This window comes from Leifsonia sp. Leaf264, from assembly GCF_001422325.1.
In the GTDB taxonomy this organism is placed as follows: Bacteria; Actinomycetota; Actinomycetes; order Actinomycetales; family Microbacteriaceae; genus Orlajensenia.
On sequence record NZ_LMMR01000009.1, the window covers coordinates 46,300 to 66,908 of the forward strand.

Genomic DNA, 20,609 nt, shown 5'->3' on the forward strand with positions numbered 1-20,609 from the left:
ACGGCACACCATACACACTTCGAACGGGTGATCGCTCGACGCGCCCGAAACTGAGCATTCATCGACATCGTTGCGTCGATCCCTTGAAACTCGATGGCGGCGGAGGAAAATGGACGCCATGGATACGACGACGTACACCGCGAAACTCACCGACGGCCCGCTCGAAGGCCGCACCATCACCACGGAATTCCTCGAGGGCGGCGACCCGCGTCCTCGCCTCGAGATCCCGGGTGGTGCCAAGCACTACCTCTACGTGCGCGGAGGCGGCCTGGAGTTCGACGGTGAGGGCACGGAGCGGCCGACCGCCGTCGAGTACCGCTACCTTGAAGCCGTCTTCGTCTGATCCTCCGCCCCATCACCCCGGCGCGGGGCCGGCACGCGATCGAGTGCGCACGACCACACCCATCCAGTCCCCCGACACCTGCACGATGACCTCCTCCCCGTCGACACCGCACTGCTCGAGAACCGCGGCGTTGGCTTCCGCCACGCGTGCGGCGGCATCGCAGACGGTTCCGGCGACGGCACCCATCGCGATGTCGGCGGCGGCGAGCGCCGCTGCATCCGCCGCCGCCGTGACCCTCTGACGCACCACCAGCAGCCCCAGCACGGATGCTGTCACCATGCTGACGGCGACGACGGCACCGAGCACGGCCAGCGCGAGCACGGTTCCGGCGCCGCGCTCATCACGGAACCGGGCGGTCACTGCCACCCTCACCGGCCACCGCCCAGCGCGCAGGACCGGGCTGTCACCGCGAGCGCCGCCAACACGGTGCGGGTGCCGGCAGGAGCACTCGCGGTGACGCAGACCAGCTCGGCACCGGCGTCGACCTGGAGTCGAGCGCCGGGAACGGCGACCGCCAGCCGCGCCACGGCCACCTCGGCGGCGTCTCCCCTCGCGATGGTGCGGGCGGCGTCGGCTGCGGCATCCGTCAGTCGCACCTGGACGGACACGGCCTGCACCCCGCCCAGGCAGATCGCCAGCACGAGAGCCACGGCCGGGAGGGCGACGGCGAACTCCGCGGTGACGCTCCCCCGCTGACCCGCGAGCCCACGCCGCCCGTCACGGCTGCCGTCAGAGGGTGAGAGCATCGCGCACGAGGTCGGTGAGGATTCCGCGCACCTCGTCACCGCGCAGGATGACGACGAGGAGGCCGGCGAAGCCGACGGCGGCCATCGTCGCCACGGCGTACTCCGCCGTGGCGGAGCCCCGTTCGGCACGGAGCGCGGCGGAGCGGGAGTGCAGGAATCGGCGAAGCATGCTCATGGTGATCTCCTTCGTGCGTCGCGAGGACGCGATCGCGGCACGAGCAGGTCCAGCCTGAGTCCGAGAGCACGCCGGCGGGCGGGCGATGCCGCATCGGTTCGATCTCAGCCGACCCCGGCGAATGTGGAGGAGACGACCGAGAGGATCATGGGGGCGACCCCGAGCAGCATGAACGCCGGAAGCACGCACAGCGCGAGCGGGATCATGAGGCTGACACCGAGCCGCGCCGCACGCTCCTGGCCGTCGGTCTGCGCCGCGAGACGGATGTCGGCGGCTTCCGCTCTCAGCAGCTCGGCGGCCGGGACTCCGGCGTCACGAGCGAGCGCGAGCACGGCATCGGCACGAGTCGCCTGTTCGGCGGCGGCGTCCGCATCGACGACGCCGAACGTGACGACCGTGGCCACTGCGGAGCCGCGGGCGCGGTCGAGCGAGACGCCGCCGGCGAGCGCCACGGCCATCAGGTCGATCACGATCCCCGGGAATGGATCGCTGGCGCCGGCACGGCGTACGAGACCGGCGCTCCACCGCGCCCCGGCCAGCATGAGCAGGATGCCGCCGGCGAGGCAGGCCCATCCCGGCGGCGTCGTGATGAGCACGTCGATGGTGTCGAGGCCGAGCACCATCCCGAAGGCGACGGCCACGACCGGCAGCAGCGCCACGAGTCGCGACGTCGCGCGCGGACCGGCCAAGGCGATCCGCGCCTCGCGCTGCAGTCGGCCGGTCGCCCGGAACGAGTCCGCCATCTCACGCAGTGCTCCGGCCAACGGCGACCCCGTCTCGAGCGCGAGCGACCACACGGCCGCGAGAGCTCGCCAGGCGCTCGCAGTCTCCGCCGACGAGGCCGATCCGCCGACGGATGCCACCACCTGTGCGACGTCGCCTCCCGTCGCCTGCGCCGCAGCGCGCACGACGGGACCGGCGTCGCCGGGCTGCTCCGTCGCCGCGAGGTACCTCCAGGAGGCGGCAGGAGGCACCCCGGCGGCGAGCAGCACGGCGAGACGCTGCGCTGTCGCGGCGACCGCCTCGATCGCCGGACGGCGGGCGCTCATCCGACCTCGGAGATGGTGAGACGACCGTCATGGTCGATGGCGAACCGTCCGAGTTGGGCGAGGCGGCGCACCCCGTCGACCCGCTCCAGGTGCAGCACGAGACCGATGGCGCTCACGGTCTGTCGTGCGACAGCCCGGTCTCCCATGCCGGCGAGGGAGCCGAGCGCCTCGATGCGTGCCGGCACATCGGCGAGGGAGTTGGCGTGCAGGGTGCCAGCGCCACCGTCGTGGCCGGTGTTGAGCGCCGTCAGCAGCTCGCGGAGTTCAGCGCCACGGCATTCGCCGAGGATGAGCCTGTCGGGCCGCATCCGCAGGGCCTCCCGAACCAGCGCGTCGAGCCCGACGTGGCCGGCGCCCTCGACGTTGGCCTGACGGGCCTCGAGGCCGACGACATGCGGATGCCGCACCCTGAGCTCGGCGACGTCCTCGACCACGACGATGCGCTCGTGCGTCGACGACGCCGACAGCATCGCCGCCAGGAGGGTGGTCTTGCCGACCCCGGCCGCCCCGGTGACCAGCACGTTCTCGCGACGCCGCACCACGGCGAGCAGTTCGCGCTCCTGCGCGGCATCGAGCATCCCGCTGCGGCGGAGCGCCGCGAGGTCGGAGTGTTCGCCCCGGGGTATCCGCACCGAGATGAGAGTGCCCGTCGTCGAGATGGGCGGGAGGGCGACGTGCACCCTGATGCCACCCCCGAGGCGCACATCGACGCACGGATGGGCCTCGTCGACGTGCCGGCCGCCGCTCGCGACCAGCTGGACGGCGAGGTCGCGCACCTCGCGCTCGCCGAGTTCCCACTCCGGATCACGGCGCGGGCCGTGCCCGGCGTCGACCCACAGGCCGGCCGATCCGTTCACGAGGAGGTCGCTGACCTGGTCGGTGGCGAAGCGAGCGAGAGGTCCGAGCACCTCGAGGTCCACGGGCGCGAGCGGGGGACCATGATCGGTGTCGCTGAAGCGATGGCGACCGTGCCCCGGTTCACCATCGTCGACGGCCTGTCCCCCGAATTCCGCGCCGGGGCGTGCCGCCTGCAGCATCGGCACTGCGACGAACGGCTCATCCACCCGAGCGAATCTAGACGGCTCGATGCATCCGATCGGGGTACAAGAACTGCCCGGGTTCTTTCGCCGAATCGATCGATGCTGGGGAGGAGAGCCGCCGTCGAGGCGCTTAAAAGAAAGGGGCGGCACCTATTGGGGGGAACAGGTGCCGCCTCAGTGTCGCGGGGATTGGGGGGAATCGCTCCGCAGCACGAACCCGAAAAAGCTTTCAGGCGCATGGAAAGTCTACGGCACAGAACTCTCTGCGCAAGCCCACGTGTCCTCATTTCTGTGGACAAGGCGAAAACTCTCATCCCGCGCCGCATCCGGTGCTCATCCGAGCAGAGGTCCGGGGTGCCACGCGCCCGTTCGACGAGTGCGCGAACGGGTGAGCGGCCGGGTGAGGGGCTGACGCTGTATCGTTGCGATTCCGCGGTCGGTGCAGCACCGCGCAGGCCACTCGCAAAGGAGCGACAGAGAAGCAATGAACGCGCAGATCGATCACAACCTCGAAGAGATCCGCCGATTCCGTCCGAGCCCCGAGTTCGCCGCACAGTCCGTCGCACAGCCGGGCCTGTACGCGGATGCCGCCGCCGATCGACTCGGATTCTGGGCGGATCGCGCCCGTGAGCTGCACTGGCACAAGCCGTTCACGAAGACCCTGGACTGGACCAACCCTCCGTTCGCGACCTGGTTCGAGGACGGCGAGCTGAACGTCGCCTACAACTGCCTCGACAGGCACGTGCTGGCCGGCCACGGCGACAGGATCGCCATCCACTGGGAGGGCGAGCCCGGCGACAGCCGTGACATCAGCTATGCCGAGCTCACGGCCGAGGTGAAGCGCGCCGCGAACCTGCTCACCAGTCTCGGCATCGAGGTCGGCGACCGCGTCGCCATCTACCTGCCCATGATCCCCGAGGCCGTCATCGCCATGCTGGCTATCGCGCGCATCGGCGCCGTGCACTCCGTGGTCTTCGGAGGCTTCAGTCCCGACAGCCTGCACTCCCGCATCCTCGACGCAGAGGCCAAGCTGGTCATCACGGCCGACGGCGGCTACCGCAAGGGGCGCGTGTTCGGCCTCAAGGACACCGTGGACGCCGCCCTGGGCAAGGGCGCGCCGAGTGTCGCCCACGTGCTCGTCGTCAAGCGCACCGGAAACGACGTGGCCTGGGAGGACGGCCGTGACCTCTGGTGGGGCGATGAGCTCGCACAGGTCGACGCCGATCACGAGGCGAAGGCCTTCCCGGCCGAGCAACCGCTGTTCATCCTCTACACCTCGGGCACGACAGGGAAGCCGAAGGGCATCCTGCACACCTCCGGCGGTTACCTGACGCAGGCGGCGTTCACCCACCGCAACGTCTTCGACCTGCATCCGGCGACCGATGTGTACTGGTGCACGGCCGACGTCGGCTGGATCACCGGCCACTCCTACGTCGTCTACGGCCCGCTCGCCAACGGTGCGACCCAGGTGCTCTACGAGGGCACGCCGGACACCCCGCACCCGGGGCGCTGGTGGGAGATCATCGAGAAGTACAAGGTGTCGATCCTCTACACGGCGCCGACGGCCATCCGCTCGTTCATGAAGATGGGCCGGCAGATCCCGCAGAAGTACAACCTGCGCTCGCTCCGCGTGCTCGGCTCGGTGGGCGAACCCATCAATCCCGAGGCCTGGATCTGGTACCGCCACGTGATCGGCGGTGGCTCCATCCCCGTTGTCGACACCTGGTGGCAGACCGAGACCGGCGGCATCATGATCTCGGCGCTGCCCGGCATCACCGACCTCAAGCCGGGTTCTGCGCAGATCCCGGTGCCAGGCATCTCGCTCGACATCGTGACCGATGAGGGCGAGCCGGTCTCGGGAACGGATGGCGGCCTGCTCGTCATCACCGAGCCGTGGCCCGCGATGCTGCGCGGCATCTGGGGCGACCCCGAGCGCTTCAAGGAGACGTACTGGGAGAAGTTCGGCGACAAGTACTTCGCCGGCGACGGAGCCCGCCGCGACGAGGACGGCGACATCTGGCTGCTCGGCCGCGTCGACGACGTCATGAACGTCTCGGGTCACCGCCTCTCCACGGCGGAGATCGAGTCGTCGCTGGTCGCTCACGACATGACCGCCGAGGCCGCCGTCGTGGGAGCCGCGGATGAGACCACCGGTCAGGCCGTCGTCGCCTTCGTGATCCTCAAGGAACGCCAGACCATCCAGATGACGAACGAGGAGGCGAGCGAGCAGCTACGAGCACACGTCGCCCGTCAGATCGGTGCCATCGCGCGTCCGCGCCAGGTGTTCATCGTGAACGAGCTGCCCAAGACCCGGTCGGGCAAGATCATGCGGCGCCTGCTGCGCGACCTCGCCGAGGGTCGCGAGATCGGCGACACCACGACCCTCGCCGACACCGCGGTCATGCAGTCGATCACCGACCAGGTGCGCTGACGACATCCGGATGACGCAGGTCGGCCCACCCTCCGCCTCGGAGGGTGGGCCGATCTGCGCGTGTCGGAGCGCGGCCGTCTAGGCGAAGGAGAGGACCAGCTCCACCTCGACGGGGGCGTCGAGCGGCAGGACCGCGACGCCGACGGCCGAGCGGGCGTGCTTCCCGGCCTCACCGAAGATCTCGCCGAGGAGCTCCGAGGCACCGTTGATGACACCGGGCTGACCCGTGAACGACGGGTCCGACGCCACGAAGCCCGTGACCTTCACGACCTGGGTGACGCGATCGAGGGAGCCGATGACCGACTCGGCGGCCGCGAGGGCGTTGAGGATGCAGGTGGCGGCGTAGGCCTTGGCGTCAGCGGCGGGGACGAGTCCATCGCCCTCGCCCACCTTGCCTGTGGCCGGAAGGACGCCGTCGGTGAAGGGGAGCTGGCCCGAGGTGAAGACCAGGTTGCCGCTGACCATCGCGGGAACATAGGCGGCGACGGGCGTCGCGACCGCCGGCAGGCTGATCCCGAGCTCGGCGAGACGATCGGCGATCTGCGACATCAGTTGCCGCCCTCGAATGCGGTGGCGGCGGATGCCGCAGCCGACGCTCCTGCGCTGGCCGCGCCGGAGTCTCCCCCGCCGACGGGACGCTTGAGGTAGGCGACGAGGCCGCCCTCGGGGCCGCTGACGACCTGGACGAGCTCCCAGCCGTCGGAGCCCCAGTTGTTGAGGATCGCGGCGGTGCTGTGGATCATGAGCGGGGTGGTGACGTATTCCCAGGTGGGCATGGTGCTCCTTCGTCGAGGCGTGAGGATGGGGTGGAGAGCACGCGTGGAGGGCGGCGTGATGTCAGGGCGGCACACAGCACCGGCTGAGCACTTTGCCAGCTTGCTCCCTTAAGCTCAACTATATGTCTGCCCAAAAACGAACGACCAGCGGCGTGCTCGGAGGCTTCCTGGCCTTCGTCGGCATGAGCGTCGCGGCCGGCGTCCTCGTGACAGCCGCAGTGACCCCTGCCATCGCCGTGAGCGGCATGGCCGCCACCAGTGGCATCAACATGTTCGAGAACCTGCCGAGCTATCTCGAGATCGGTGCCCTGGCCCAGAAGACGAACGTCTACGCGGTCAAGAACGACGGCAACCCGTACCTTCTCGCGTCGTTCTTCGACCAGGACCACGAAGAGGTCAGCTGGGACGACATCTCGCAGTACGCGAAGGATGCCGCAGTAGCCGGTGAGGACCCCCGCTTCTACGAGCACGGCGGCATCGACGTGCAGGGCACGGCGCGCGCCATGATCTCCACCTACGTGCTGGGCGGCGCGACCCAGGGTGGATCGAGCATCACGCAGCAGTACGTGAAGAACGTCCTCGTGCAGAAGGCCGAAGCCGCTGCGAAGACCGAGGAGGAGATGCAGGCCGCGTACGCCGAGGCGACCGACCCCACTCCCGACCGCAAGCTCAAGGAGATGCGCCTCGCCATCGGCGTCGAGAAGAAGTACTCGAAGGACGACATCCTCAAGGGCTACCTCAACATCGCCGGATTCGGCGGCCGTGTCTACGGCATCCAGTCGGCTGCGCAGTACTACTTCGGCGGAACCAGCGCGAAGGACCTGACCCTCGGGCAGGCTGCCGCGCTGCTCGCCATCGTGAACAACCCCGAGAAGTTCCGCCTCGACCAGCCCGATTCGAAGACGAACGGCGCGAAGACCAAGGTCGGCGACAAGGTCGTTCCCTACGCCAAGACCCAGGAGCGTCGGGACTACATCCTCGACTCGATGCTCAAGTACAAGAAGATCACGCAGAAGGAGCACGACGCCGCGATCAAGGAGCCCATCGCTCCCTCGATCAAGGAGCCGAGCACCGGATGCGCGACGGCCGGTGGAGCCGGGTTCTTCTGCGACTACGTGTACTGGACCATCGCCAACGACCCCGCCTTCGGCGAGACCGAGGACGACAGGCTCAAGCTTCTCCGCCAGGGCGGACTCGACATCTACACGACCCTCGACCTCGACCTGCAGGCTGCCGCCGAGCAGGCGATCAACGAGACCGTTCCGCGCTCCGACCCGAGCATCGACGTCGGCGCCAGTGCCGTCTCGGTTCAGCCGGGCACCGGTCGCGTGCTCGCCATGGCGCAGAACAAGCAGTTCTCCAACGACCCCGAGGTGCTCTCGGTCGACCCGCAGTCCAGCGCGGTGAACTTCAACACCGACTTCGACTACGGCGGATCGAGCGGATTCCAGCCCGGATCGACCTACAAGATCTTCACCCTCGGCGAATGGATCAAGGAGGGTCACTCGCTCAACGAGTACGTGAACGCCTACCGTCGCAGCGACTGGGGCACGTTCAACGACTCCTGCAACGGTCCGATCTCCGTGCCCGGTTGGAGCCCCGTCAACGACGAGGGTGGAAACGGTGGCTCGTGGACGGCCCTGTACAACACGCAGAACTCCGAGAACACGGGCTTCGTGGCCATGGCCAAGCAGCTCGATCTGTGCGGCATCCGCAAGACCGCCGAGTCGTTCGGAGTGCACCGCGCCGACGGTGACGAGCTCCAGCAGGGTCCGGCATCGGTGCTCGGAACCAACGAGATCGCTCCGGTCACCATGGCCGAGGCCTTCGCCGGCGTCGCCGCCAACGGCACGGTCTGCAAGCCGATCGTGATCGACAAGGTCATGACCCAGGACGGCAAGTCCATCACTCCGCCGTCCGCCGGCTGCGCGCAGTCCGTCGACCCCAAGGTCACCGCGGCCATGGCCTACGCCATGCAGCGCGTGATGTCGGGCGGAACCGGTTCGTCGTCGAACTCGCGCACCTACCCGCAGGTGCCGATGATCGGAAAGACCGGTACCACCGACGACGCAGAGGCCACATGGATGAGCGGCGCGAGCACCAAGGTCGCCACCACCGTCGGCGTCTACAACGCGAGCGGTCACGTCAACCTGCGCCAGACCTACTTCAACGGCGTGCAGGCTGCCGTCATCCGTCACGAGATCTGGCCGCGCATCATGTCCGTCGCCAATGCGAAGTACGGCGGAGACGCATTCCCGGATGCCGATCCCTCGTCGCTGAAGACAGTCACCGCGACGGTCCCCGATGTGCGCGGCAAGTCGATCGCCGAGGCCCAGTCGCTGATCGAGGCAGCCGGATTCGGCTTCGCCGACGGCGGCGCCCAGGACTCCGAGCTGCCCGCCGGCCAGGTCACCAGCACGAACCCGTCGGGCGATGCCCCGCGCGGTTCGCTCGTGACGGCCTACACGTCCAACGGATCCATGGTCCTGATGCCGAACGTCGTCGGACTCTCCGAGGGCGACGCGAAGAACCAGCTCAAGGGCTCGTTCTCGGTCAAGACCGTCGAGGTCACCGTGACCGATGAAAAGCAGAACGGCATCGTGCAGTCAAGCGATCCCGGAGCCGGAGCCGGAGTCAAGCCCGGCTCGCAGGTCACGATCAGCATTGGAAAGTTCAAGGACTCCAAGCCAGGAAAGGGCTAGCGATGGCCTCATCCCCCGCTCGATCCGGAGCCGCCGCGGCCGTCACCATGACGGTCGCGGCGGCTCTCGCCGCACTCGCATGGGGAACGCTCGTGGAGCGCACCATGTGGACGCTGCGTGAGGCGCGGGTGCCGGTCCTCCCCGTCGGGTCGAAGTCGATCCGCGTGCTCCACCTCTCCGACCTGCACATGGCCCCGTGGCAACGGGACAAGCAGGAGTGGGTGCGTTCGCTCGCAGACCTCAAGCCCGACCTCATCGTCGACACCGGCGACAACCTGGGTCACCGCGACGGGATCGACGGCATCCGGTACGCCTTCGAACGCTTCCGTGGAATCCCCGGGGTCTTCGTCAACGGCTCGAACGACTACTACGGTCCCGTCGCGAAGAACCCGTTCAAGTACTTCTCCGGTCCGTCCAAGCACACCGGCCGAGCCGAGAAGCTCGACACTGCCGCGCTGCTCGAGTACTTCGACAGCCTGGGCTGGCTCGACCTCAACAATGCGGCGAGCTCGGCCGACATCGCCGGCACCCATTTCGAGTTCTTCGGGGTCGACGACCCGCACAAGAAGCTCGATCGACCGGAACTGATCACCCGAGCCATCGATGAGCTGCGCGCCGACGATCCCCTCGGCGATGAGACCTGGCCAGACCGCGGCGATGCCCCGGCGAGCCGGTCGACGGTCTCGATCGGCGTGACCCACGCCCCCTACCAGCGCGTGCTGAACTCGTTCGTCAACCACGGCGCCCAGCTCATCCTGGCCGGGCACACGCACGGCGGGCAGGTCTGCGTGCCGGGCTTCGGCGCCCTGGTGACCAACTGCGACATCCCGCGCAAGCAGGTCAAGGGCCTGAGCCTCTGGTGGCACGGGATGCGCAACGCCTACCTCAACGTCTCGGCTGGCCTCGGCACCTCGATCTACGCTCCGGTGCGATTCGCCTGCCCGCCCGAGGCGACTCTGCTCACGCTGGTTCCCGAGAACGAGCGCTGAGTCCCCTCCGGCGGCATCCGCTGGTCAACGCGATGCTTTTTATCGGCTATTCTTAGTGAGGCCTTCGGGCCATCGGGGTGTGGCGCAGCTTGGTAGCGCGCCTCGTTCGGGACGAGGAGGTCGTGGGTTCGAATCCCGCCACCCCGACAGATGAGCCCCCTTCCACTGGAAGGGGGCTTCGCTGTATCCGCGAGAAGGTCAGCTGCGCTGTGCGACGGAGTCGGAGAAGGCCGATGCGTGCGGCTCCACGACGACACACTCCTCGCGATCGGCGCGACCGATGACGCCTCCGATGAGCATGGCCGCGCCCGAGGCGACCAGCGCCCACACGACGATGATCCCTGCCACGACTGCTGTCGCCATTCTCGACTCCTCCTCGAGTCGTTCCCCTCGAGCACTCCCCCGGTCATGCCGGGTCAGGCGTCAGCCTACGGTGCTCCTCTGAGCAGTCACTGTACACCGCGTACCCCTCATTCGGGGGGGCATCCGGGTGCCGGGGGAGACCGCTCGCAGCGTGCCGCGCGGCTCAGTACGCCCCGTCGCTGCCGAGGACGGCGCGGGCCGTCTTCCAGAGGATGAGCAGGTCGCCCGTGAGGTTCCAGTTCTCGACGTAGTACAGGTCGAGACGCACGGTCTCCTCCCAGTTCAGGTTGGAGCGACCGCTGACCTGCCAGAGACCGGTGATGCCCGGCTTCACGAGGAAGCGGCGGTGCACGTGCTGGTCGTACTGTTCGACCTCGCGCTCGAGGGGCGGCCTGGGGCCGACGATCGACATCGTGCCGCGGAAGACGTTGAACAGCTGGGGAAGCTCGTCGAGGCTGAAGCGGCGGAGGAATCCGCCGATCGGCGTGACGCGCGGGTCGTTCTTCATCTTGAACATGACCGAGTTCCCCTCAGCGCGGGCCACGTTCTCGAGCTCGGCCAGGCGGTCCTCGGCGTCCATGTACATGGATCGGAACTTGAGCATGTCGAAGCGCTCGCCCCGCAGGCCGATGCGTTCCTGCCGGAAGATGACGGATCCGGGGGTACTCAGCCGCACCGCGATGGTCACGGCGGCCAGGAACGGCGCCAGGAGCACGATGAGGGTCCCGGATGCCACGATGTCGAAGAAGCGCTTGATGTAGAGCTTGCCGCCGTAGTACCGCGGGGTCTCCACGTGGATGAGCGGGAGCCCGGCGACGGGGCGCGTGTGCAGCCTCGGTCCGCCGATGTCGGTGAGGCTCGGCGCCACGACCAGGTGCTGGCGTCCCGGCTCCAGCTGCCAGCTGAGCTCGCGCACCAGCGACGGCGACATCTCGTTCGCGCTGGTGATGACCACGGTGTCGGCGTTGACGGCGTCCAGGGACTCGATCAGGTTCGTGAGCGAGCCCGACACCGGGATCTCGGTGCCGTCGATCACGCCGGCGACGGCGCCGCTCGGCGTGCAGGCGCCGACGACCTTGAGGCCGGATTCCGGAGCCCGTGCCAGGTCGCGTGCCATGGCCGTGACCGACGCCACCGACCCGACCAGGAGGACGCGGTGCGACATCCGCCCCTCACGTCGTCGAGCGGCCAGCCAGTTGCGCCAGAAGTAGCGCTCGAGGATGACCGCAGGAAGCCCGAGGAGGAAGGCGAAGGCGAAGTAGCGCTGCAGGCCGCCGATGTCCAGGAAGTACGCCGCCATGCCGCCGGCGCCGAAGACGATGAGGGTGGAGTTGATCACGCGCCGGTACTCGATCGAGCCGGCACCGATGTGGCGGGTCGAGCGCGAGCCAGCAGCGGTGAGGGCGAACATCCACACCAGCACCACGCTGATCGAGATGATCATGGGCGTGGTGAAGGTCAGCAGCTCGCCGATGCCGGCGATCGTCGACGGCAGGCCGCCGACGTACTGCGCGACAGCGACGCTGAGTGCGATCACGACGAGGTCCGAGAAGAAGAGAAGCTGCCCGTACTTCTGGTTCCAGTCGGCCTGCTTCGTCACCCTCGAGCTCGTCGCCATGTTTTCTTCAATGGCTTGAGTCAAAAGTTTCATCCCCGTCGAGTTGGTTACACCTAAGCATCGGGTCGGGTCGACGTGCCACGTACAGGGGTCAGATTTAACACACCCGACATATCCTCGACACCGCTGGGTCGAGAGAACGCTATGGAATGGAAATCACGACGCGAGGGTGCGAACGAGCAGGTCCCCGACGGAGTACGCACCTCGGCGGGGCCGACCGGACAAGGACAGTGAGCCCCGATGACAGTTGCGTCGATCAGCCGTACCGGAAGAGCGCCGCGCCGCGCGTTCCGCGCCGCGGTCCTGGTCCTCTGCGCCGCTCTCGTGCTCCCCATCACCTCCTGCGCGAGCTCCCCATCGGCCGCCGACCCCGACGCCTCGAACTCCGCTGTCACCGTCACCCCCGGTCTCGTCTACTCCTCACCTGAGGGAGGCGACCTCAAACTCGACGCCTGCGTGCCGAAGGACGCCAGCGAGCCGACGGCCGCTGTCGTGCTGCTGCACGGCGGAGGCTTCATCGACGGCGACCGCACTGGCGGCGGTATGCGTGCAGTGTGCGAGCTGTTCGCGGAGAACGGCATCGCCGGCTTCTCCATCGACTACAGGCTCGCGCCCGAGTTCGTCTACCCGAGTCAGGTCGAGGACGTCGAGGCCGCCATCGCGTGGATCAGGCAGCCGGAGCAGGCTGCGCGCTTCGGCGTCGATCCGACCCGCATCGGGCTGTTCGGCAGCTCGGCCGGCGCCATCCTCACCCAGACCGTGGCGACCCTCGGGACCGGATCACTGCAGGAGGGCGGTCGCGTGGCGGCAGCGGTGTCGCTCTCGGGCGTCTCGCTGATGACGGAGGACGCACTCACGCTGGGCTCCCCCTCCGACGAGGCCGCCTCGATGATCCTCAACTACCTCGGCTGCCCGAGCGTGATCGCGGCGGACTGCCCGCAGGCGGCCGAGGCTTCGGCGGTGCTCTCGGTCGACGCATCCGACCCGCCGATGATCCTGGTGAACGGATCGGACGAGCTCGTCCCGGTTGAACAGGCCGAGACCATGGCCGCGGCGCTCAAGGCCGCGAAGGTCCCCGTGCAGCTGAGCGTCCAGGACGGCTCGAAGCACGGCATCCAGCTGCTCGGCCCGCACATTCGCACCCGCATCATCGAATTCTTCACCGAGCGGCTCTCATGAGCCTCATCGCATCCGCGGGCTCCCGCCCGACCGACCGTCAACCCCGGAGGTAAGTCAGTGGACTTCAAGCAGACCATCCGCGTCATCCGACGCCATTGGTTCCCCGTCGTCGTGACGATCCTGGCGGGCCTGGTGGCCGCCGTCGCCTACGTCGCCGTTGCCCCCGCGGAGTACACGACGCAGACCAAGCTGCTGCTCGAGCCGACGGGAGGAACAGGGACAGCGCAGGAACTGGTGGCGGGCAACAACCTGTTGGCGCAGCAGGTGGGCACCTTCACCCAACTGGCCTCGACTCCGGTCGTGCTGCAGCCCGTGATCGATGAGCTCGGCCTCGACACCACTCCGGACAAGCTGGCGGACAGCGTCTCGGTCACGGCCGTCGGCCTGTCGGCGCTGCTCTCCATCGAGGCGACAGCAGACACCCCGGAGGGCGCCGTCGACCTCGGCAACGCTGTCGCGGCGAGCCTGAGCGATCAGATCGAGACCTCGGGATCGACGGACTCACCGGCCACGATCAGCACCACCGTCGTGCAGGAGCCCGTCGCACCCAAATCACCGTCGTCGCCGAACACCATCCTTGCCGTGCTCATCGGGCTCTTCGGCGGTCTCGCGGTCGCCTTCATCATCGTGGTCCTCGCCGAGCTGCTCAACACCCGCACGCGCAATGGTCGAGACGTCGCGAAGGCGACGGATGCGGCCTACCTGGGGCGGGTGCCCGCTGAGCGGTCGCTGTCCAAGACGCCGGTGCCGGTGCTCGCCAACCCCTCCGGCCGCTTCGCTGAGGCCGTGCGCATCATCCGCACCAAGGTCGTCGCGTCGCTCTCGGCATCCGCCACTCCCGTGGTCGTCGTCAGCTCCCCCGGCCTGTCCGAGGGCAAGACGACCATCGCCGCGAACCTCGCCGCCGCCCTCGCCGAGGGCGGGCTCAGGGTCGCTCTCATCGATGCCGACCTGCGCGCCCCCTCGATTGCCCGGGTCTTCGGCCTGACGCACGCGACGGGCCTGTCGAACTCGCTCCTGGCCGGAACGGCCCCGGCATCGCTCGAGCGCACGGAGGCCGCACCCAACCTCGCGGTCATCACGACCGAGGCCGTCGAGGCTGGGGCGAGCGACATCCTCTCCTCGGAGCGCTCGAGTGCCGTCATCGCGGCCCTCGCCGCCGACGTCGACATCGTCATCCTCGACTCCGGCCCCCTGCTGGCGAACTCCGACGGTCTGGCACTGGCCGAGCTCGCTGACGGCTACGTCGTCGTCGCTCGCGCCGGGCGCACCCGCGCGGACGACCTGCGCCAGGCTGTCACCGCGCTCGACGGCATCGGAGCCGCCGTGTACGGGGTCGTGCTCACAGCCGCACCCGTGCGCGGCGCGGACGCCCGGGACTGATCGGCGACGGCGACATGACGGTGCAGGCGACACAGTCCACGCAGAGCGCGGCCCCGCGTGAGCGGCGCGCCTCGGGAGTGAGCCCGCGCCTGCGCGCCGACGTTCTTCTCTCCGCGGGCGGAGCTGTCGTCGCCGCCGGACTCGTCGTCGCATCGCTCCTGGTGCAGCCGGCCCTGTTCATCATCGTCGTCGCCGGTGCCGTGCTGGTCTACCTCGCGGCGTTCCACCCGAAGGTCTTCGCCATCACAGGGCTCTCCGCGATCATCCTGTCGAACGTGCTGCAGCAGGTGGTCGGGCCGATAGCCACGAACACCGACGAGGCCGTCATCGGCCTCGCCGTGATCGCCTTCACGACGAGGCGGCTGATCGCTGAGCGGCGGATCGTGCTCCTTCCGGGCATGGCCTGGTTCCTTCTGTTCTTCGTCTTCGGCGTGTTGAGCAGCGTGGTCATGCACGTGTCCTACTCCCTGATGCTGCAGTCGCTGATCCTCATCGCCAAAGGCCTCCTGTTCGCGTTCGCCCTCGCCCAGCTGCGCTGGACCGACCGGGACTTCCGTGTGCTACTGAAGGCGGGCGTCGTCGCGATAGCAGTCGTCGCGGCGTCAGGCCTCGCGAACCTGGCGTTCCCCGAGTTCTGGCGCAGCATCGTCGGAGGCACGATCACCCATCTGGGCGGCGTGACCGCGCTGCAGGGCCTGTTCCAGCATCCGGCGGCGTTCGGACGCTTCACCGCCGTGCTCGCCGTCGCCGCTGTCGCCTATGCCTGCGTCGTGCGCACCTCGCTCGGGAATGCGATCCTCATCGGCGTGACAGTGGCACTGACCACGCTGACCCTCGAGGTCAAGTCGATCGTCGGACTGCTCGCCGCTCTCGGAATCCTCACGCTCCGCTACGGACGGCCCATCCTCATCGTCATCGCCCTCTGCTTCGGTCCGTTCGCCATCGCACTCATCGTGCCGCCGCTCATCGCGCTGGTGGGCGACGCCGTCGAGACGTACATCATCCAGGACTCCGCCCGCTCGACCATGACGTGGGGCTCGCTCGCCGTCGCGACCGCGTACTTCCCCTTCGGCGCCGGCTTCGGCCGCTTCGGCAGCTTTCAGGCGAGCGTCGATTACAGCCCCGAGTACTACAAGCTCGGCTTCGATCACGTCTACGGCCTGGGGCCCGGTGAGAAGGGCATGTTCCTCAATGACACCCAGTGGCCAGCCATCATCGGGGAGAGCGGATGGCTCGGGGCGGCCGCCTTCGCCATCGGCATCGTCTGCGTGCTCGTCAGCCTGCTGCGTCGCAGCTCGCCGAACGAGTCGGTGCTCGCCCGCTGGGTGCGGATCACGGGCGTTGGCTGGCTGGTGCTCCTCGTGATCGAGTCGGCCGCCGCGCCGGTGTTCGTGTCGGCGCCGTCGTTCCCGTTCGTCTTCGCGGTCGCTGGAATCGTGGCCTCGCTGCGAGCTGCGGCCCGCGACGAGGAGCGCGCCACCGGGTTGGTGCCTCAGCGGCTCCCGGGGAGCACGGCGCGCCAGCGCGCCGCCAGCATCGGGTAGACGGCCGCCGCTGAGTAGTCGCGCTGGAACCTGGCGGTTCCGGCCGCGCGCACCTCGTCGCGGGCCGCATCCGATGTCATGAGCTCCTGCACTGCCGCAGCCAGACCGGCGGCGTCGCCGGCATCGACGAGCACGCCGGCACCGCCACCGAGCACGGACGGGATGCCGCCGACGCGAGTGGCGATGACGCAGTCCCGACGGGCCAGCGCCTCGAGGATGAACATGGGCATGGCCTCGTCGCGGGACGGGAGCACGGCGATCTCGGCGGTCTCGAGCAGTTCCATCAACTGCGCGTGCGGAAGCGAACCGTGGAAGACGGCATCCGGCAGCGACTCGGGGACGACCTCGGGATCGGCCACAGGCCCGACGATGTCGAGCGTCCAGCCGTCGTGGTCGGCGATGGCTCGCCAGGCGTCGACGAGGACGTCGACGCCTTTGCGGAGCGAGACGCTGCCGCCGAAGACTATGCGCTTCTCCTTCGTGCGCGGCATCCCCTCGGGGACGGCGTTCGGGATGAGCTCGGTGCTGGCTGACGGCACGACGCCGAGGACGGCGGCGCGAGTCTCGTCGCTCAGCACGAAGACGCTGTCGGCCGCGCGGAGCACCCGCGCGACACGAGCCGGCTCGCGTGCGGCGTAGTCGGGGAAGCTGCTGCCGTGCAGGTGCGCGACGGTGCCGAATCCGCGCGCGTGGGCGAGCCTCAGCAGGAGCCCCTCGCGCACGAAGGATCCACCTTGGGACAGGTGCACCACGACGACCCGGGACTCTCGGCCGCGCAGGGTTCCGATCCGCCAGGCCGCTCCGAGGAACAGGGCGAGAGCGCGTGGGCCGGTGGAACCATCGCGGGAAACGATGACGCGCAACTCGCAGTCGTCGAAGGGATAGGAGAGGTAGCCGTTCACGACCTGCGTCATGCCACCGGCGACCTCTCCGCGGCGCCCCACGTGCAGCACCTCGATGGGCTCGAGCGTCGTGCCCGGCTCGTCGACGGTCACTGTCACTGTCATGCGTCGACCAGCTCGACGGGCGCCGGCACCCCTCCGATAAGCAGCTCGACCCGTTCGCGCACACGCGCCAGCTCGAGCCGGGCGTCGGCGAGGGACTCCTGCACGGCCGGGCCGCGTTGAAGCGCCGCGGACAGTGCGGTGACGATCTCGTCCTCGCTCAGTTCGCTCGCCGGAACGGCGACGCCGGAGACGCCGGCCGCTTCGAAGTGGCGATCGATCTTGCCGGAGCCGTCGACCAGCAGCGCGATCGGTGTCGCGCCCTCGGTCGACGCCGCGATGAGCACGTGCAACCTGTCGCTGACGGCGAGCGCCGTGCGGGCGTAGATGGCGCGCAGGGCGTCCTCCTGACCACCGTGGTCCGAGCCGTCCCAATCGGCGAGGTCTGCATCGAGTGCCGCCGCGAGGTCGCGGGAGCGCTGGCGGTCGCGCAGCACCTGGGTCACCACCTCGATGCGCAGGCCACGCTCTGCCGCGAACCGACGGATGCCGGCGATCCAGGCGGCGCCGGGCTCCGGTCGGTCGCTGCGCATCGACACGACGAGGGTGTCGCGCGCTTCGGGGGCGGCATCCGTCGACGGTCCGACGCCCTCGCCGAAGGCGAGATCGGGCATGACCTCGCCGCCGAGGTAGGCGGCTGTCGTGCCATCGCGCCAGGCCGTGATCTGGGAGAGGGCGATGGAGGGTCGCATCAGGAGCCTCGGCAGCGGAGCGAGGTCGCGGGAACCGGATCCGACCCTCACCACGGAGCCACCGCGCAGGCGCAGCAGCGCGAGCAGGGGAAGCACCACCACGTGCTCCTTCATGCCGATCAGGGTCAGTTGGATCTCGCCAGGCTTGAAGACGTAGTGCGCCGTTCCGTCCCACGCGCGCGCCAGACCTGCCCGGTACCAGGCCGAGAAGGAACGGTAGACGACGTCGTCGTCCCCGACACCGAGCGACTCCGCGTAGCCCTCCGGCGACGCTCCGACGTAGACGTGCAGGCGGCCGAGGGGCTTGAGCCAGGCGATGAGCTGACGCCGCAGGATGATGTCGCCGATGTTGTCGTACTGGCCGACGCCGGGAACGAAGATGTCGATCGTCGCTCCCTCCTGCGCAGGCTCGGCGCCCCGGCCGCTCACGCCACCGCCAGGTCGCCGCGGATGGCCGTGGTGGCGGCCGCGTGGATCATGTCGGCGGTGAGGTCGCCGACCTCGGTCGAGGTGCCGATGCCCAGTTCGGACATGAGGCGGGCGATCTGCTCCTGGTGGTTGTCGACGTGCTCGCCGCGCTCCTTGCGGCGCACGACCGCGATCGGCGAGATGCCCATCTCGAGGAGCCCGAGCACTGTGCCCACTCCGGCATGGGTGATGACGACGTCGGCCTCACGGGCGTAGCGCTCGAAGTCGTCGGCGCTCACCTGCGCATGGGCGGTGCCGGGCAGCTCCCGCCCCGGCTCGGTGTAGCCGAGCTGCCAGGTCGTGTCGTCCCCGGCGATGCCGAGCTCGACGATGCGGTCGACGAGCGAGTTGAAGCCGTAGCCCTCGATGGTGCCGAGGGTGACGAACAGCTTCAACCGGCCATCGGCCGGGGTCGGCTTGGTGACGTTGTGGAAGGTGGAGAGCACGCTCGGGTGCACGCCCCAGCGCCCGGTCGACCAGTGCGGGTGCTGCGTGCGCAGCTCCGCCAGGCGCAGCCGGTCGAGGATGCGACCGGACAGCGACGGTCCGTCGACGCGGGAGACGCTCTCGATGTACAGCGTGGGCAGTCCGCCCATCTTCGCGGCCGGCAGCGCGGCCAGGGCGAGCGCCGAGCCGGTGCTGACGGCACCATCGAACTTTCCGCTCTTCACCACGGCCCTGATCGACTGGTAGGCGCGCACGACGTTCGCGGCGTCGCGCGGGCGGATGTACGGCACGTACAGCACGTTGCGCCCCTTCAGCAGCGACTCGCTCTGAGGAGTGCGGAAGGTGACCCACAGCGAGTCGTCGGTGGCACCGAGTCCGGGCGCGAGTCGAACGAGCTGGGCGAGATGACCGCCTGTGGATGCAGCCAGCAGCAGCTTCCCACCTGTCTCAGGCGTGCGGTCGATTCCGGTGTTCATGTCGATATCTCCTTGTCGCGTGCGATTGTTCGAGGTGTGGTCACGGCCGTCGTGCGGCCGTCGGGATTCGTGGGGGCATCCGTGGTGCCGACGGAGTCCGTGGTGCCGGCGGATGCCGGAACGCCGGCGGCCGCCGTGGCGCGCTTGCGCTTGATGATCGGCGGAACGTAGAGCCAGCGCACCTTCGTCGTCAGCTTCGAGAGGAGGAGGGACGCCACGATGGCGAAGGCGACCAGCCCGAACTGGATGGCGATGCCGACTCCGCGATGCACCCCGCCGAGCGCCAGCCCGAGCAGCCCGGCCACCGGCACGATGACGAACAGGTGCAGCAGGTAGATCTGCAGGCTCTCAGCGCCCATCGTCGACACGAAGGACAGCATCCGGAGCCTGGCCAGGTAAGCGGAGAGCAGGATGCCGAGGGCAACGGCCGACGCCTGGCCGAGGAGGACGAGGAACGGCACCCAGCGCGTCGGCAGGAGGAAGAGGATGGCCGCTGAAGCGGCGAGCGCAGCGGCGGCGAGGAGGGTGCGCTGCACCGACACCTTGGCGACGGCATCGAAGACGCGGGGGGCGTACAGCACGCCGAAGGCGTAGAAGACGTACAGCGCGCCCACGCGGTTCCAGCCGATGTTGCCCGAGTTGACCAGCCCTGCCGTGACCGCGCTCGACAGCAGCGCGGCGAGCACGACGTGCACGACCGGCGGCAGCTTGTGCAGTGCCCACGCCGCGAAGGCGAAGACGGCGAGGGCGTAGATGAACCAGTAACTGCTGCTGGGCCAGATGAGGATGAGCGCGAGGCTGATGGGGTTGCTCGCCGGCAGTTCGCCCAGCTCGCCGCTGAGTCCGGGGATGAGCAGGTAGAAGCCGAAGCGGATGACCGACCACACGATGTAGAGGTAGAGCACGGGCAGGAGGCGTCGCCGCCACAGGTTGCCGAGGCTCCAGGTCGCGGCGCGGGCGCCGAACAGGCCGGCGATGAGGAAGAACACCGGCATGGGGAACAGCTCGAGCACGAGCTTCATGCGGCTCGGCAGCCCCATGATTCCAGCGTGCTGCAGGTAGAGGGTCACGTGGTACAGCACGACCATGGCGATGGCGACGCCTTTGGCGAAGTTCATCCAGGCCCGTGGGCGTGGCTCGGAGACTGTCCAGCGATAGGTGGAGATGCTCACGGCTGTCCAATC

The 20,609-nt window shown here is 68.8% G+C and carries 20 protein-coding genes and 1 tRNA gene; 8 read left to right on the forward strand and 13 right to left on the reverse strand.

The window, feature by feature from the left end; genetic code table 11:
- Positions 1–118: 118 nt before the first annotated feature.
- The gene (locus ASF30_RS20670; protein WP_055911215.1) at positions 119–343 is read left to right on the forward strand and encodes a hypothetical protein; all 225 of its coding nucleotides are present in this window, start codon (positions 119–121) and stop codon (positions 341–343) included.
- A 12-nt stretch (positions 344–355) separates the two neighbouring features.
- On the opposite strand, the gene ASF30_RS20675 is transcribed toward ASF30_RS20670, so the two are convergent.
- From ASF30_RS20675 to ASF30_RS20695, 5 genes are all read right to left on the reverse strand, one after another.
- A complete protein-coding gene (locus ASF30_RS20675) occupies positions 356–703 on the reverse strand; it encodes an Rv3654c family TadE-like protein (protein ID WP_082468253.1) in 348 nt (115 codons plus the stop codon).
- Positions 704–711: 8 nt separating this feature from the next.
- Positions 712–1,089: a TadE family type IV pilus minor pilin gene (locus ASF30_RS20680; RefSeq protein ID WP_055911219.1), complete on the reverse strand. Its 378-nt coding sequence runs from the start codon at positions 1,087–1,089 to the stop codon at positions 712–714.
- Entirely contained in the window at positions 1,073–1,264 is a 192-nt protein-coding gene (locus ASF30_RS20685) for a DUF4244 domain-containing protein (RefSeq protein WP_055911221.1), read from the reverse strand. Before ASF30_RS20685 ends, ASF30_RS20680 begins: the two co-directional genes overlap by 17 nt.
- A gap of 104 nt (positions 1,265–1,368) precedes the next feature.
- Positions 1,369–2,313, reverse strand: coding sequence for a type II secretion system F family protein (locus ASF30_RS20690; RefSeq protein ID WP_055911223.1), 945 nt, complete (start codon positions 2,311–2,313; stop codon positions 1,369–1,371).
- Positions 2,310–3,377: a TadA family conjugal transfer-associated ATPase gene (locus ASF30_RS20695; RefSeq protein WP_235480440.1), complete on the reverse strand. Its 1,068-nt coding sequence runs from the start codon at positions 3,375–3,377 to the stop codon at positions 2,310–2,312. Before ASF30_RS20695 ends, ASF30_RS20690 begins: the two co-directional genes overlap by 4 nt.
- A 460-nt stretch (positions 3,378–3,837) precedes the next feature.
- Between ASF30_RS20695 and acs the strand changes: the two genes are divergently transcribed.
- Entirely contained in the window at positions 3,838–5,784 is a 1,947-nt protein-coding gene (gene acs / locus ASF30_RS20700; protein WP_055911225.1) for an acetate--CoA ligase, read from the forward strand.
- Positions 5,785–5,862: 78 nt separating this feature from the next.
- Here acs and ASF30_RS20705 read toward each other — a convergent pair whose 3' ends face one another.
- Both ASF30_RS20705 and ASF30_RS20710 read right to left on the reverse strand, forming a co-directional pair.
- The gene (locus tag ASF30_RS20705) at positions 5,863–6,333 is read right to left on the reverse strand and encodes a RidA family protein (protein WP_055911226.1); all 471 of its coding nucleotides are present in this window, start codon (positions 6,331–6,333) and stop codon (positions 5,863–5,865) included.
- Positions 6,333–6,560 carry a hypothetical protein gene (locus ASF30_RS20710; protein WP_055911228.1) on the reverse strand — a complete coding sequence of 76 codons (228 nt, stop codon included), beginning with the start codon at positions 6,558–6,560 and terminating at the stop codon, positions 6,333–6,335. The genes ASF30_RS20705 and ASF30_RS20710 overlap by 1 nt, the downstream gene beginning before the upstream one ends.
- Before the next feature lie 122 nt (positions 6,561–6,682).
- Between ASF30_RS20710 and ASF30_RS20715 the strand changes: the two genes are divergently transcribed.
- The 3 genes from ASF30_RS20715 (at position 6,683) to ASF30_RS20725 (ending at position 10,398) form a co-directional block, all read left to right on the forward strand.
- Positions 6,683–9,262, forward strand: coding sequence for a transglycosylase domain-containing protein (locus ASF30_RS20715; RefSeq protein WP_235480442.1), 2,580 nt, complete (start codon positions 6,683–6,685; stop codon positions 9,260–9,262).
- Positions 9,263–9,264: 2 nt separating this feature from the next.
- The gene (locus tag ASF30_RS20720) at positions 9,265–10,251 is read left to right on the forward strand and encodes a metallophosphoesterase (RefSeq protein ID WP_055911232.1); all 987 of its coding nucleotides are present in this window, start codon (positions 9,265–9,267) and stop codon (positions 10,249–10,251) included.
- 73 nt (positions 10,252–10,324) lie between these two features.
- Positions 10,325–10,398, forward strand: a tRNA-Pro gene (locus tag ASF30_RS20725).
- 51 nt (positions 10,399–10,449) lie between these two features.
- Here ASF30_RS20725 and ASF30_RS22920 read toward each other — a convergent pair.
- Entirely contained in the window at positions 10,450–10,614 is a 165-nt protein-coding gene (locus ASF30_RS22920; RefSeq protein WP_157497554.1) for a hypothetical protein, read from the reverse strand.
- A gap of 163 nt (positions 10,615–10,777) precedes the next feature.
- Positions 10,778–12,232 carry a sugar transferase gene (locus ASF30_RS20730; protein ID WP_235480444.1) on the reverse strand — a complete coding sequence of 485 codons (1,455 nt, stop codon included), beginning with the start codon at positions 12,230–12,232 and terminating at the stop codon, positions 10,778–10,780.
- A 240-nt stretch (positions 12,233–12,472) separates the two neighbouring features.
- On the opposite strand from ASF30_RS20730, the gene ASF30_RS20735 reads away from it, so the two are divergent.
- From ASF30_RS20735 to ASF30_RS20745, 3 genes are read left to right on the forward strand one after another with little or no spacing between them, the layout of a single operon-like run.
- Positions 12,473–13,411: an alpha/beta hydrolase gene (locus ASF30_RS20735; RefSeq protein ID WP_055911235.1), complete on the forward strand. Its 939-nt coding sequence runs from the start codon at positions 12,473–12,475 to the stop codon at positions 13,409–13,411.
- Positions 13,412–13,468: 57 nt separating this feature from the next.
- A complete protein-coding gene (locus tag ASF30_RS20740) occupies positions 13,469–14,794 on the forward strand; it encodes a polysaccharide biosynthesis tyrosine autokinase (protein WP_055911237.1) in 1,326 nt (441 codons plus the stop codon).
- Positions 14,795–14,808: 14 nt separating this feature from the next.
- Positions 14,809–16,338 (forward strand): hypothetical protein, encoded by a 1,530-nt coding sequence (locus ASF30_RS20745; RefSeq protein ID WP_055911239.1) that lies wholly within the window; start codon positions 14,809–14,811, stop codon positions 16,336–16,338.
- Here ASF30_RS20745 and ASF30_RS20750 read toward each other — a convergent pair.
- Genes ASF30_RS20750 through ASF30_RS20765 form a run of 4 tightly spaced genes read right to left on the reverse strand, consistent with a single transcriptional unit; the run spans position 16,287 to position 20,597 of the window.
- Positions 16,287–17,345, reverse strand: a complete 1,059-nt coding sequence (locus tag ASF30_RS20750; RefSeq protein ID WP_055911240.1) for a glycosyltransferase family 4 protein — start codon at positions 17,343–17,345, stop codon at positions 16,287–16,289. The genes ASF30_RS20745 and ASF30_RS20750 overlap by 52 nt on opposite strands.
- Entirely contained in the window at positions 17,342–18,463 is a 1,122-nt protein-coding gene (locus ASF30_RS20755; protein WP_055911242.1) for a polysaccharide pyruvyl transferase family protein, read from the reverse strand. The genes ASF30_RS20750 and ASF30_RS20755 overlap by 4 nt, the downstream gene beginning before the upstream one ends.
- A complete protein-coding gene (locus ASF30_RS20760) occupies positions 18,460–19,425 on the reverse strand; it encodes a glycosyltransferase (RefSeq protein ID WP_055911244.1) in 966 nt (321 codons plus the stop codon). The genes ASF30_RS20755 and ASF30_RS20760 overlap by 4 nt, the downstream gene beginning before the upstream one ends.
- Positions 19,422–20,597, reverse strand: coding sequence for an acyltransferase family protein (locus tag ASF30_RS20765; RefSeq protein WP_157497555.1), 1,176 nt, complete (start codon positions 20,595–20,597; stop codon positions 19,422–19,424). Before ASF30_RS20765 ends, ASF30_RS20760 begins: the two co-directional genes overlap by 4 nt.
- Positions 20,598–20,609 lie beyond the last annotated feature (12 nt).